The sequence below is a fragment of the Thermosynechococcus sp. GLH187 genome (assembly GCF_031583395.1).
In the GTDB taxonomy this organism is placed as follows: Bacteria; Cyanobacteriota; Cyanobacteriia; order Thermosynechococcales; family Thermosynechococcaceae; genus Thermosynechococcus.
Map to the genome: position 1 here is coordinate 1060799 of NZ_CP134175.1, position 14075 is coordinate 1074873.

9 protein-coding genes are annotated in these 14075 nt (G+C 50.9%); 5 read left to right on the forward strand and 4 right to left on the reverse strand.

Features of this window, described 5'->3' with window-relative positions; all coding sequences use genetic code 11:
* Nucleotides 1–85 precede the first annotated feature (85 nt).
* The 4 genes from cas3 to cas5 are packed head-to-tail and all read left to right on the forward strand — an operon-like array spanning nt 86 to nt 5365.
* Nucleotides 86–2266 (forward strand): CRISPR-associated helicase Cas3', encoded by a 2181-nt coding sequence (cas3, locus tag RHI63_RS04980; protein WP_310834785.1) that lies wholly within the window; start codon nt 86–88, stop codon nt 2264–2266.
* A gap of 14 nt (nt 2267–2280) precedes the next feature.
* A complete protein-coding gene (gene cas8a1 / locus RHI63_RS04985) occupies nt 2281–3798 on the forward strand; it encodes a type I-MYXAN CRISPR-associated Cas8a1/Cmx1 (RefSeq protein ID WP_310743476.1) in 1518 nt (505 codons plus the stop codon).
* Between the two features lie 29 nt (nt 3799–3827).
* Nucleotides 3828–4700 carry a type I-B CRISPR-associated protein Cas7/Cst2/DevR gene (cas7i, locus tag RHI63_RS04990; protein WP_206201331.1) on the forward strand — a complete coding sequence of 291 codons (873 nt, stop codon included), beginning with the start codon at nt 3828–3830 and terminating at the stop codon, nt 4698–4700.
* Nucleotides 4700–5365, forward strand: coding sequence for a CRISPR-associated protein Cas5 (gene cas5 / locus RHI63_RS04995; protein WP_302676603.1), 666 nt, complete (start codon nt 4700–4702; stop codon nt 5363–5365). The genes cas7i and cas5 overlap by 1 nt, the downstream gene beginning before the upstream one ends.
* A gap of 52 nt (nt 5366–5417) precedes the next feature.
* Here cas5 and RHI63_RS05000 read toward each other — a convergent pair whose 3' ends face one another.
* Complete coding sequence (locus tag RHI63_RS05000; RefSeq protein WP_206201333.1) at nt 5418–6032, reverse strand: histidine phosphatase family protein; 615 nt, start codon at nt 6030–6032, stop codon at nt 5418–5420.
* A gap of 123 nt (nt 6033–6155) precedes the next feature.
* Here RHI63_RS05000 and thrC point away from each other — a divergent pair, with 123 nt between their 5' ends.
* Nucleotides 6156–7244 carry a threonine synthase gene (thrC, locus tag RHI63_RS05005; protein WP_206201334.1) on the forward strand — a complete coding sequence of 363 codons (1089 nt, stop codon included), beginning with the start codon at nt 6156–6158 and terminating at the stop codon, nt 7242–7244.
* Here the strand turns inward: thrC and RHI63_RS05010 are convergent.
* From RHI63_RS05010 to RHI63_RS05020, 3 genes are all read right to left on the reverse strand, one after another.
* Nucleotides 7241–7483, reverse strand: coding sequence for a hypothetical protein (locus tag RHI63_RS05010; RefSeq protein ID WP_286626438.1), 243 nt, complete (start codon nt 7481–7483; stop codon nt 7241–7243). The two genes, thrC and RHI63_RS05010, sit on opposite strands and share 4 nt — an antisense overlap.
* 291 nt (nt 7484–7774) lie before the next feature.
* Entirely contained in the window at nt 7775–12040 is a 4266-nt protein-coding gene (locus RHI63_RS05015; RefSeq protein WP_310834786.1) for a filamentous hemagglutinin N-terminal domain-containing protein, read from the reverse strand.
* A gap of 322 nt (nt 12041–12362) precedes the next feature.
* The gene (locus tag RHI63_RS05020) at nt 12363–14039 is read right to left on the reverse strand and encodes a ShlB/FhaC/HecB family hemolysin secretion/activation protein (protein ID WP_310821957.1); all 1677 of its coding nucleotides are present in this window, start codon (nt 14037–14039) and stop codon (nt 12363–12365) included.
* Between the last annotated feature and the right edge of the window lie 36 nt (nt 14040–14075).

The following is a 14075-nucleotide window of genomic DNA, read 5'->3' on the forward strand; positions in this document are numbered from 1 at the left end:
TACACCACCAAAACTGGAACCTGATATCTTATTAGCCAAATCTTCGGTTCCGGGAGCAGCAGATTGGCAAGGAGCTTACCATCTTGTGGGTCATACTGCCGCTGTTGTGAAATCAGTCACCAGCCTCGTGGATTGCTTGGGCGATCGCCTGATCGAGCAATTTGGGCTAACCTGTGAATTTAACACCCTGAGGGCAACGGCACGGCTGGCAGCCTATTTACACGACTGGGGCAAGGCCAATCACCAATTTCAAGGGGTGGTAAGGTACCCGCTCAGGGCTTCAAATCCATCCGTGCAGCCTCAACAGAACCCCTTGCAATACCCACAACTTATCCGTCATGAAGTGGGGTCTGTCTTGCTGGCGTGGGAGTTCCGAAACTGGCTTGGCCAATGCCCCAACGCTGACTTGATGACAGCGATCGCCGCAGCAGGAGGACATCACCTCAAATTAGGCGGTCAGCAGGGGCGAAACACCGGTGCACTGGGGGAGATCCGCGAGGGCAGTGGCGACCCTTACCTGTACTGGTATGTCCATCATCCTTCCTTCCACAAGCTGCTTCGCTATGGGGTGAGAACCCTAGGGCTGCCTCAAATCAAAATCATTCCTCCTTTTGCGTTCTCATCGCGATGGGATATTAAAACAATCAAAGATAAGCGTGACGAAGTCTTGAATGCTTTCATCGAATGGGAACCAGATCTAGCGTTTCTTGCCGTTGTTAAAGCGCTACTGATTGCAGCAGATGCCATTGGTTCTGCCTCGGCGCAGGTTTCAACGAATATTCAGGAGTGGATTCGATCAGAGCTAGAGAATACCCTCACGGAAGCTGATTTACAAAAGGTCATTGATGCGCGTCGGGGGGAATATCCACTACGCCCATTTCAGATTGATCTTAAAGACAAGTCGAAACGGGTAACATTGGCACGGGCAGGTTGCGGTACCGGCAAAACCTTGGGGGCTTATAATTGGGCGCTCCGCCACGGCATTGGACGCAAGTTATTTTTCTGCTATCCAACAACGGGCACTAGCACCGAGGGCTTTCTGGGCTATGTTCATCACCAAGTAGAGTCAGAGCTGTTGCACTCTCGGTCGGCTATTGATTTGGAGTTGGCTTGCACAGGAGAAGAAGAAGACAATGGCGATGGAGCGGTTAATGAGGCCGCTCAGAAATTAGAAGCCTTCAAGGCGTGGGGGGCAAAGGTTAATGTTTGCACTGTGGATACCGTTTTGGGACTCCTGCAATGTCATCGCCGTCCCCTGTACTGCTTTCCAGCTCTTGCCAAGGCTGCTTTCGTCTTTGATGAAGTTCATTGCTATGACGATGCTCTCTTTGGTGCCTTACTGCGATTTCTCAAGGTTGTTAAAGCGCCGATTTTGCTGATGTCTGCCTCATTTCTACCGGCGCAGGTGGCGGCGATTCAGCAGGCAGTGGCAGAGGAAATTGCAATAATTCAAGGCCCTCAAACGCTAGAAGACCTGCCCCGCTATCGTTTCCATGAGCTAGCACAGCCAGATTGGGAGCGGGTTCAGCAAGAACTTGACCAGGGCGGTAGAGTTCTGTGGGTTTGCAATCAGGTCGATACAGCGATCGCCATCTACCAAGAGGCAAAAAAGAGGGGCTTGACGCCTCTCCTTTATCACAGTCGCTTTCGCTATGAAGATCGGGTGAAACACCATCGTGCCGTGGTGGAGGCTTTCCAGCAAGATCAAGCTGTTCTAGCAATTACGACCCAAGTGGCAGAAATGTCTTTGGATCTATCTGCAACCCTCCTTGTGACTCAAGTGGCGGATCCCGCAGGGCTAATTCAGCGATTGGGGCGACTAAATCGCCAATACTGTGGTCATTCCTGTGATGCTCTCTTTTACCCTGACGAAAACGTTGGTTTTCCCTATAAGCAAGGGGACTTAGAGGCAGGCTGGGCACTGGCACGCGCCTTCAAAAAACAAGATGTGAGTCAAAGGCAACTGTCAGACTGGCTCAAGCAAGTGAATATTAACACCAAGCCAAAGGAGCACTGCATCTGGCTAGACGGTCGCTGGCAAACCTACTCTGCTCCCTTGCGTGAAGCAGGCTATACCATTACTGCACTCCTCGAACAAGAGCTGGAAAAAATTGCCCCACTGAAGTCGAGTGAATTGCCGCGCTACACCCTTCCCCTCCCTACTAAGAACATCAAAGGTTGGCAGCGCCATAAGAGCGGTTATCTCATTGCCCCTAGAGAGCAGTGGCGCTATTGCCCAGAACTGGGTGCTGTTGAACCTAAGTAGGAGGTGAGTGAGCTTTGAGTCAGTTTACCCTGTCCCTTTTTGACCCTAATTTCCTCCTCCCCCATCGCGCAGGGGTTGCAGGATTGGCTCTAGCCTTATCTGAACTGGAGAACCAACGCAATGATGCTCCATTGGCGTGGAACATTACTGATGAAGCAGTTGAGTTGACATGGAAAGACAGTGATCAAAAGGTTGTGACATGGCTGCTAAAGCAAACCTATCAGATTAATCACCAAGGCTATCTAGAGGTTCCTGCCCTCAAGCTTGATGCACAGGGGCAATACACGTTTACCCAAGGGGTACTCACCACATTCCTCCAGCACAATACGCAGCGCAAACTCAGCAACACTTCTGTCACTTGCACGTTCTTAATTGAGCCGGATCAACCAGAGATCTCGATTGAGGTGAAGCCCCTAGAGAGCTGTTATTACACCAGCGACTTCAAGGAAGCCTTTAACAATAAGGGAGCCTTCAAAAAAGAAATTCCCCTGAAGGGAAACCATCTGCCCGGACTGGTGGAATGTTTTGTCAATGGTCCCTATCAAGAATCGCCGCAGGGCTTTCTGGCGTTGCTTTTTTTGCCCCTTGCCTGTGGCTACTACCAACTTCCTCCCCAAACTGTTGGTGGCAAGCTCTCTGCCCGCTCAGCACTGGTGATTCCTGAAGTTCAAAATCTAAAGCACTGGGTTAAGCGCCGTCGGGCGATGTCGGGGTGCACCTATCGAGACTTTCGTAGCAGTGGCGCTGGTGAATCTGCTTTGCACTTTCTACTGCAAGAGAAGGCGATAGAAGAGAGTCAGCAGTTTGGCGGGCACTACTGCGAGGTTTACCAGTTGGGGAAGCAAGTCTGGGATGCCCAGCAAGCTTACCTGAAACAGGCGGTGTATCGCGTAGAGGTTACGGATGAAGTCCTCGAATTGTATGAAGTCGCTCGCCAAGTTTTTCCTGCGCACGTGCGACAAAAGGAGAATGGTGAAACTTGGTTAGCTCTTTCTAAAGCACTGCCTTGGATTTGTGACAATTTAATTGGAGGTCAGCCTTGGTATGCAGGTTTCTTTGAGTTTTACAAACGTAATAAGGCCTATGAACGTGAAGGGTTGGTAAAAATGACTGAATACTTGAATCCTGATGAGCGAGTGCTGTTTGAGGTGGTCCAAGGTGCCTTTAGCGTATACCTGTCTGGGCAATTCAAACAGGCTCAAAAGCAAGGTCGCAACTTAGACTATGGGCAAGTGACCGATAAGGTCATCTACCGATTCCAACGTCCGAGTACGCAACAGGAATTTGCTACTGCATTGGTGGATTTCCTAAGCCAGTTTCGCAGCAAGGCCGCTCGCGATAAGGGCCCGCAAATTGTTCACTGGATTCACCGTGAGGAAAACTGGCGGCGAGCAAGAGATCTGGTACTGCTGGCGATCGCTACCTACCGCAGTAAGAGAGGAGACTCTCTCAACGGTGTCGATATCCCCTTGGAATCAATGGCTGAAGGGGATGTCACAGAAGATGAAATGTTTTCCTTCGCCGATGAATAGTTTCTGTCTCTAATTCAGGAGAAATAACAATGACGAAACATCTTTTTGCAACAATTGTAACGACCACTGCTGTCGCAGCCAACAACCGCGGGGAAGGGGATGGCAGCACCCTCTCAACTTTGCAAAAAATTACCCGTGGCAATGATCAATACACTACTGTGAGTGCAGAAGCGATCCGTTGGGGATTGCGGGAGTATTTTCAAAACCATTACGAAAAAGAGACCAACCGTACATTTAACCCTGAAACCGATCGATATAGCTTCAAAGATGAAAAGTTCAGTGCTGAGAAATATATTGATGATGACTTGTTTGGCTACATGGACGCCAAAAAGGGGAAGGATAATGAAGATGCCACGACCAAACGGCGGGGTGCCCTAGAAATTAGTCGCGCTATGAGTCTGGATCCCTATTGGGGGGATATTGCCTTTGGCTCGAAAGGGGGGGAAAAGGGCAAAACCTCGATTCACAGTACAGAGGTGCACTGCACTGCCTATCAGTACACGATCGCCCTCACGCCAGAAAGTCTTAAGAAACCGGAACGGGCACTACTCGCCTTGGATGCTATTGGCGCTGTCCGTCATGTGGGCGGTAACCATGCCCGCTTTTTGTACGACTTTCGTCCAGAGTCCATTGTGCTTCGGATAACCGATGATCCGAGTCCTTGGATTATGGACGTGTTTAAGCGCATTGGCGAATCGGTGGGCTGCCCGCGGCTAGTGCGACTAGTGGAAGTGGGGGATGTGAAGGCTGATGAGCTAATTGTTGGCGGTGAGATTGCCGATACCCCCTATGGTCAACAGTTAAAGGCGTTAGGGGTTCAGGTCTATCGCGGGGTCAAAGAAGCGATCGCCCACGCCAAAGAACAATTAAAGCAACAACTCAAGCTTGAGGTGCCTGTCTAATGCAACTTTACATTGATTGTCCCTGTACCAGTTTTCCCCGCAGCTTTGCCCGTGACTTTAAGGAGACCTACCGCTATCCACCCCCCTCCACGATCTATGGCATGCTCCTTTCCCTGATCGGTGAAGAGAATTTGGATCAACATTGGGGTGTCAAACTGGCCATTGGTATCGTTGGTGCTGACCCGCCCATTTCGCGAATTTTACGCAAACAGCGGCATCACAAGTTCAGTAAGAATCGCCTCGGCACCTATTCCACGAGTAAATTCTCCAAGCCGAATCACCATGAACTGCTCACAGATGTGCAAGTGGTTGTCAAAGTTGATTCGAGTGAGGAAAATGCACCACTGAAGCTGGTTGATCGGCTGGCGATCGCCCTCACCACACCCCAGCAAATTTCCCGCTTTGGTGGCCTGAGTTTGGGGGAGTCGTGGGCACTGGTCAATGGTGTACGCCCCTATCGGGACAACGATGGCTCGATCCGCTGGCTCATTAAAGACAATCGAGGTCTCATTAGCCTGCCCATCTGGATTGATCGTCAGAGCAGCCAAGGAACCTTTCAACGCTTTCGCTTAGGCAACGAATTTGAAGACCATTGCTGGGTCAGGATTCCGCAGCTAACTGTGCCAACCCCAAGATCGCGACCCTCCGCCGCTCGCAGATCTTGATGCCAATCGAGCAAATTGCGGTTTGTTAACAACCTTAACCTGAGCTGGCCGTCTAGGAGCACTGATTAAAGGCATTGATGCGCCACCAGCGGATATTTTCTGCCTCAAAGCGGCCATCTAAATCCACTCGTACTGAAAAGTCAAACCAAGCAGCGGGGGGAATTTCCATCCCCCACAGGCGATCGCTCCCCAACACAACACTAATCAGGCACTGCAAAAAGCCGCCATGACTAATACACCAAACACACTGCTCATCCCTGTGGCGTCGGAGTTGTTTCCAAGCCTGTTTTGCCCGCTGCCAAGCCATGGCCATTGACTCTGCCTCTGGTACGGGAATCAGGTAGTCACTCTCTTCAAGTTTTTCACAGAGATCGGGATGCTGCGCCTGCGCCTGCGCCCACGTGAGTCCTGTGAAAATGCCCTGATCAATTTCAATTAACTCCGCCAACTCTTGAACCTTTAGGTCAGGACGAGGATTCATGAGCATCGCCGTATCGTGGCAGCGTTGCAGCGGACTCGTGTAAATGGCATTCGGCGGTGGGAGTTTTTCCCGCAGGGCAAGGGCTTGCTGCCGTCCCCGTTCTGTGAGGGGCACATCTTGCCGTCCTAACATGACACCTGAGGCATTACCCACAGCCTCACCATGGCGGATCAAAATTAAGCGCATTGTGTAGCTCTCCCCTAGGGCGGCAATTGGCAAGTGCAACCCCTGATCGCTAAAATTATCGTACTGTGTGGCTGCGCTCTATCCTCAGCCTCAAATTTATTCATATTTCTTGACTGCGTACCTGTGCCTGTAACACTCTCTGCTCCCCCCATCCGTCCTGCTTGGCATGGCCTGATTCACGCCTACCGTGACTTTTTGCCCGTGAGCGATCGCACCCCAGTAGTTACGCTCTATGAAGGCAATACACCACTGATTCCCGTGCCTCAAATTGCTGCACGGATTGGCCGCAATGTCTCGGTTTATGTCAAGTATGATGGCCTCAACCCGACGGGGAGCTTCAAAGATCGCGGCATGACGATGGCCATTTCCAAGGCCAAGGAAGCGGGAGCCGAAGCCGTGATCTGTGCCAGCACAGGCAATACCTCAGCCGCTGCTGCCGCCTATGCCCGCCGAGCGGGACTGCGCGCCTATGTCTTGGTGCCCGAAGGCTATGTTGCCCAAGGGAAACTCGCCCAAGCCCTCCTGTATGGTGCCGAAGTCATTGCCATTGAGGGCAACTTTGATAAAGCCCTAGAGATTGTGCGCCTAATGGCCGAAACCTACCCCGTGACGCTGGTCAATTCCGTCAATCCCTATCGGCTAGAAGGACAGAAAACCGCCGCCTTTGAGGTGGTGGATAGCTTGGGCAATGCCCCCGATTGGCTGTGTATCCCTATGGGTAATGCAGGAAACATTACCGCTTATTGGATGGGCTTTTGCCAGTATCGTGAGCAAAATCGTTGCGATCGCCTGCCGCGCATGATGGGCTTTCAAGCAGCGGGATCTGCCCCCCTTGTCAAGGGTGAGATTGTCACCCATCCGGAAACGATTGCGACGGCCATTCGTATTGGTAATCCTGCCAACTGGCAACGGGCGATCGCTGTCAAAGAAGCCAGTCAAGGAACCTTTGAGGCCGTCACCGATGAGGAGATCCTCAATGCCTATTGCCTGCTGGCCTCCGAGGAAGGCATTTTCTGTGAACCTGCTAGTGCGGCTTCTGTGGCGGGTCTCTTGAAATTGGCCGATCAGGTGCCCAGTGGTGCCACGGTGGTTTGTGTACTGACGGGCAATGGTCTCAAGGATCCAGAAACAGCGCTCAAGCAACAGAGCGATCGCTTCCACCGCCACATTGAACCCACTGAGCAAACCGTAGCCAAGGTCATGGGCTTTTAGAAACCGCGTTCCGCTCGCATCAGGTGGCGACTGGCCTTCAAGAGTTGTACTGCGGCTCGATTGGTGGCTAAGCTGGCAACATTGGCGGTGGTGGGTGCAGCTGCTGTCAAGCTGGCAGGTTGGGCTAACTGCTGAGCACGGCTAAACAGATCGCGCACGGTGGGATTGCCCCCACGAAAGTAGGCCATTTCTGCTTCGGTGCGGGTCAACTCACGACTCAGCGGATTGGGCTTTGGCAATATCTCGAAACGCACTCCTTGCCTCCCGCTCAATGGATCGAGGCGCAGCGGATCCGGGACGCGCTATTGCGGCGGGGGCGATCGTCGTCGGCAGAAACATCGAATTGGCAACGTGGGTGTTGAGCCGCTCAAGACGTGTAAACAGCTCCGCCTTTGACCGGTTGAGCCCAAGGAACAGAAGCTTGAGGGTCTTAATGAGCGTTGCCATGTTGATACCATACCAATGTCCCGTGTATTTGCAAAAGATATCCCCCCTAAAAGAGGGGGGACTTACAGCGCTAAGGGTAATAGTTACTGCAAAGAATCAGTCTCTAGCTCAAGGTTTACGCATTGACCCTCGTCTGTCCACTCCTCATTTTCATATATTGTCAGTTGTGTTAGCGGATCAACAGCTGTTTGTTGGCTATTGATGAGTACAAGACGAGACTTCGATTTACCTTTTTGATCCTCTTCTGTAAATCCCTCCCTATTAGAAGAACAGCTTGCACTGGTTGTTCCTGCTATGGTCACACCACCACGTTGCCCCTGTAAGGTTGCTTTAGAAGCACCTTGGTCACCATTAAGAGGCTGATTCCCACCACTAGGAGGCTGATTGCCGTCACCGGGTAGATTGGGGGCACTAAGGCCGGTAGTTGTTACAATGTCACTACCAACAGTGCTAGTTACTGTACCAATATCAACCGAGTTTAGACCATTGTAAAGCAGGCTACCATTTACCTGTGCAGCAAACAACGTTACGGCAACAGGGGCATTGTTCAGGTCAAAGGTGCCACTGCCCTGCAGACCCAGTCCGGCGGCGGTGATGCTGCCTGTTGCTGTCTGAGTGACCCCACCATTACTGATCAGGGTTAGGTTGCCGCTGCCAAGGTTGCTGCTGGCGGCTAGGGTGAGGGTGTGCCCGCTCTCGATGATGGCATCGTTGTTGGTGGTGGTAAGGCCAGCTGCGGTTGTTGCTGTATCGCTGCCCACCGTGCTGGTGACAGGTCCGCCAATGGTCAGGTCATCACTGTCTTTGAAGCTGACGCCACCATTGACGTTGGCCGCCAAGGTGTTCACATCATTGTTGGCATTGTTCAGGTCAAAGGTGCCACTGCCCTGCAGACCCAGTCCGGCGGCGGTGATGCTGCCTGTTGCTGTCTGAGTGACCCCACCATTACTGATCAGGGTTAGGTTGCCGCTGCCAAGGTTGCTGCTGGCGGCTAGGGTGAGGGTGTTCCCGCTCTCGATGATGGCATCGTTGTTGGTGGTGGTAAGGCCAGCTGCGGTTGTTGCTGTATCGCTGCCCACCGTGCTGGTGACAGGCCCGCCAATGGTCAGGTCATCACTGTCTTTGAAGCTGACGCCACCATTGACGTTGGCCGCCAAGGTGTCCACATCATTGCTGGCATTGTTCAGGTCAAAGGTGCCACTGCCCTGCAGACCCAGTCCGACGGCGGTGATGCTGCCTGTTGCTGTCTGAGTGACCCCACCATTACTGATGATCAGGGTTAGGTTGCCGCTGCCAAGGTTGCTGCTGGCGGCTAGGGTGAGGGAACTGCCGGTACGGAGGATGACATCAGCGTTGTTGGTGGTAATACCATTAGCAGTTAAGGGTATTGTGCTGGCAGTGCAGCAATTAGGATACGTTGTAACAAAAGGAATGCTCAGATTCCCAACCGTCAGATTGTCCTGATCTTGGTATGTGATGGCGCCAGTTGAATTCGCGGTTGCAATTGTATTGACGTTGTTTGAAGGTTGATTCAGGATAAAACTGCCGCTGCCACCCAAAATTAAGCCACTTGCTATGAAGGGAGATGCTTGAGTGACAGAGCCCCCATTACTGAAAAGTGCTAGCGTGTTTCCTCCTAAGTTAATTGATGAATTCAGTTGAATGTTGCCCCCTCGAAGGGTAAGGTGTTGATTTCGAGTAATGGAAGAGTTGATGGTAACTGTTCCTGTGCCATTTTCATGGCCAAAGATGACATGACTAAAACCAGTCGTTAGACCAAATTCGGCGTTGCTTAGGGCAAGATGAGTTGTATCGGGCGCTGCCCCAGCAATATCAATATCACGACCCGGTGTAAAGGGCTGGACGACCAAGATACCCCCATTGCTACTTAATGTAGTGGAACCGCTTAGATCAAGCCTGTCACCCACAAGAATAATGTTGCCACCACTCGTACTTTGAATCGTTGGAGTAGTACCTGCTGTACGAATACTCATCCAACCTGGGAGGGTGGTGCTGGCAGTACCGGTATGTTCACCGATTAGGCAGATGTTGCCCGTATTGCTGGTCACTATAAAGGCATTATTAGGGTTACCCGAAGGCGAAGGCTCACCAAACTTAATTGCATAATCGCTTGAGTTACCACCCCGCAAAACGCCCGTTAGGGTAATATGGCCTGAACCCATTGCCGAGATTTCAGCAGAGAAGCCGTCGGTTAAATGACGCTGTAACTCAAGACCGTCTTTGTTTCCGTTATTTGACCCTGTACCTGAATAACCCGTGTAAGTGATGTTGCCGCTTCCTGTGGTTTGAACTAAAGCATTCCAGTGAGTAATTCCGTCATCCGTTGCACTGCTGCCGTTGGCATAGCCTGTAATGGTTATGTTTCCATCTTGGTTAGTGATTTGTGTTTGGCGCCTCTGAGAAGGTGGAGGCAGAGTACCGGGATTGTCATTGTTGCGTGGAGTTGTTGTAATGAAAACACCATCGTTGTTTTGGCCGCTACCCCCAAGAGCAGTACCGCTAATGCTGATATTTCCTGTGTTATTTCCAATGTGAGCACCCCGGCTGAGATAAACACCATAGTTATTACTACCTCCCGTACCGCCAGTACCGTCGAGGGTAATTTGGCCACTGTTACTTTGCAGCGTGGCATAACCTGTTAATTGAATACCGTAGTTATTATTACCTGAGGTACCTCCCTTACCCGTGAGGGTAATGTTACCTGAGTTTGTTTCTAGTCGCGTGGGTTGAGCCGTCGTTCCTTCAATGAGGATACCCCTAAAATTACCAGTAGCATTACCATCGGCTTCTAGTGTGATGCCACCCCCGCTCGTATTTTGGATTGTTACACCGGGCTGAATGACAATGTTACGGCCTGCCTGTAGCGTTAGAGTAGTATTCTGACTCCATGTAATGTTTGTATTGGTTTGAACAGTAATTGTCTCCGGGCCACCACTAGTTGCAGCTGCCGTGCTGATGGTCAAGTTAGCCGACCCAAGTTGACCAACGATATGTGCATCATCAAAGGTGTTAGGGCCAGTGTTAGAGCCGAGGCCATCTTGAATGGTAATCGAGCCGGGATCAAGGAGAAGGGTACCAAAGGAACCGTTGGGCGCCCTGAGATCGGCAAAGCCTGTGACGTATAGGTTATTGCGTGCCGAAACTTCGGCAAAGCCGCCATTACCACTAAGGCTGCCCCCGCGGGCACTAATGTGGCCGTGGAAATGGGTGGCTTCATCTGCCCAAGCAATGACAGTACCCCCATTCCCTTGGGTTAGCGCATTAGCTTCTAGGCGTGCCCCTGCGTCAATGAAGGTGTTTCTGGCATTGGGCAGAGGACCTTGCCCTTGAGGACTGCCGCCAATAAAAATCTGCCCACCGCCTAGGTTGCCATTGGCCGATAGATGGGCAGTGTTCTGAAGATGAATATCTTGACCTGTTACGGTAATTTGACCGCCGTAAATACCATCTGCATCTAGGCGTCCGCTAATATTCACTTCGCCTGTGGGGCCGCCTGCTAAGATAATCCGCCCTTGACGATTCTCAACTGCACGCGCTTCGATGATGCCATCAACGTTCATCACCCGATCCATGATGCGCTGAGCAGCACTGGCAGAAAGGATAACATGCCCCGCGCTAATGTGCCCCTGCTGATCAATCAGACTAGAAAGTGGGCGACCATAGATATCCGTTACTTGCTGAGATAGATCACTATCTACCCTGACGCTGAGCAACCCATCTCCTGTGAAGTCTAGGGTAACACCAGTGCCGCTCACTAGGGCAACTTGACCCAAACGTGCTGAAATGAACCCTGTGTTTTGAACTGCTGGCGCAATTAGGGACACCACACCTCCCTCCTGGGCAGTGATGCGCCCTTGGTTGGTAATAGCAGCCGGCGGCCTATTGGAGAGGTTGTAAAAGCGGAAATTGTCCTGCAAAAAGTCTTGATCTTTAATGTCAAGGGTACTTGCAATAAGGCTGCCCACATTAACTTGGGCACTGGGTAAAAAGACGATGCCGTTGGGATTGATTAGAAAGATGCGACCGTTGGCGTTTAGTTGACCGGCAATACTTGAGGGGGTTAGCCCTGTCACTCGGTTGAGTGCGGCTGCTGTTGCGCCCGGCTGGACAAAGAATACCCCTTCATTGGCTCCAATGCTGAAGCCCTCCCAGTTAATGATGGCTTTATGACTGCTTTGCAGAATATGAAGCTGATGGGGGGTACTCTGCTGAAAAGAGACTTGCCCCTCACTCACTGTTGGGTTTTGTGGCAGTGCCTCAGCTATCCGAGGATTGAGACTTGTTAGGAAAATACTCGACAGGGTAAGGGTGATACCATTTAGAAACACACTGAATATCCTTTTCATAGGTTCAACCTCAACAGCCTTTGGAGGGTTGCAGAATGGTTTAAGAAGGTAGGTACAGTAGCAGAATTCAATTCTAGATTTTAGAACATCCTTGACTATAAACTCAATAAGTATTTAGGCTGACCTAGTCATTGATTCTAGGGAAGCAGCAGAACCATGTTTCGGCTTCGTGACTCGGTTTTCCTTTCTGCTCCATGCAACTGAATCCCTAAGAACACCAGTTGATGGCTGCTTCCCTACCTCAGAGTCCCTGCGCTGCCCAGTTCTCTTGCCCACAATGTAAGACCGTAGTATCCCCTAAAAGCTAGAATATGCCCTGAACTTGAAAGAATAGACGCGGGCTCCGTTCAAAGGCGGGTTCAATTCTCGTTAGGGGAAAGGCTAGCTCTAGGCGAAGTTGTAGGCTAGGGTTGATGAGCTGTCGCAAACCCAAGCCCGTTGACAAGGCCTCCTGACTGCTAGGCTCAGCAATCGTCGGTCTTTTAAGAAAGGTCTGGCCATAGTCTACAAAGGCATAGGGCTGGCTAGTGAAGCTTGTTTTACGAAATTTATAGGAACGGGTATGTTGTAGCTCAAGACGTAGAGCGTAGCCATCATCTCCTAAAATGGCGGATTGAACATAGGCAGAGCCAGAGTTGAAGCCACCAATTCCAAATTGCTCAGAGGCAACAAGGGGAGCGGCTGCTGCTTGGGCTGCACCTGTTAGGCTGACTGACCAATTTTTAGGGAGAAAGAAAATCTGTGTAAAGTCCAAATTTGCTTTGAAGGCTGCAGGGGTAGCATTGAAGCGAGAAAGAGGTAAAGTGGGAGTTCCGCTCAGACGCGCCCCCAAACCTGCAATGCCTTGAGAGAGCTGTATAGAGGCACTAGTGAACCCAACCCGGCTTGTATAAGTGACCTGACTCGATGTACGGAAAACACGAACTCGATCCTGACTGAGGAGAACTTGTGGCCCTAAAAATGTGGTACTAACCGTGCTATTGAGGGCATCAAAAGAAGCACTTGTGAGCAGGTTGAGTTTCCTTGAGCGAATGGGGTAATAGGAAAAGCCTATGCTGCCCAGCCAACTGTTGCTTTTGATCCTGAAGGGGGCAAGGTTATCTCCAGGCTCACTTTCAGCATAACTGAAACTGCCTACAAATTTGAGACTATTGGCGTCTAAGGGAATGTTTACATCGAAGCGACCACTTTTGAGTTCGTTGAAATCGAAAGGAACGGTTGTACTACTCAGAATAAATTGCTCACCTCTGTTCAGCAGAGAATTAAAGTAAGCCCCTGCCTGAAGACGAATAGGACCAACACTGTCGGCATACCAATTGTTGAGTGTAAAGAAGGGTTGAAAGGAATCCTTCTTGGCAGTAATCGTCAGAATAGTTGCGCCGGGCTGGTTACCAGCTTCAAAGCGTCCACTCACTTTGTAGCCGGCCAAATCGCTCATCAATAGTAGATTACGCTCGAGAACTTTAGTTCTGAGAGGGCGAGAGGATTGAATACGATCAGCATAGGGCTGTAATGGCTTGATCGTTCCCGCGGAACCTTCAAACCGTACTTCCTCGACATAGCCTTCGACAACTTTGAGACGAACAATGCCTTCGGTAACTTCTTGGGCAGGTACAAGGACACGGATTAGAAGATAGCCTGAGCGGCGGTAGTGCTCGCTGATTTTTTGGGCAATGGTATAAATGTCAGCAAGAGTCACGTTGCGATTGAGCTGATCTGCGTATAACGCTTTAAGTGCTTCGGGGGAATAGACAGTTGAGCCACTAATAATGATGTCTTTTAGAAGGAAGCGAATTTGATCGGAATCGGTCGGTGGCCGGATCTCTTGACCCTCAGGAATTGTAATCTTTGGCTCACGAGGGGGCAGGGGAGGGGGTTGAATTTCTTCGATGAGGCGCTCAGGGGAAAAAGCTTGGGCAAGAAGCACTCTTGCTTGCAGTTCGGCAAGATTGGTGTCCAGGAGTCCAAGTACAGAAATCATAGCTTGTCTGTAAAATACTTTCAGTTGCAAAATATC

Bases quoted from the DNA above. Each gene is read 5' to 3' on its own strand.
- cas7i (WP_206201331.1), top strand. From the start codon at position 3,828: ATGACGAAACATCTTTTTGCAACAATTGTAACGACCACTGCTGTCGCA.
- cas5 (WP_302676603.1), top strand. From the start codon at position 4,700: ATGCAACTTTACATTGATTGTCCCTGTACCAGTTTTCCCCGCAGCTTT.
- RHI63_RS05000 (WP_206201333.1), bottom strand. From the start codon at position 6,032: ATGCGCTTAATTTTGATCCGCCATGGTGAGGCTGTGGGTAATGCCTCA.
- RHI63_RS05020 (WP_310821957.1), bottom strand. From the start codon at position 14,039: ATGATTTCTGTACTTGGACTCCTGGACACCAATCTTGCCGAACTGCAA.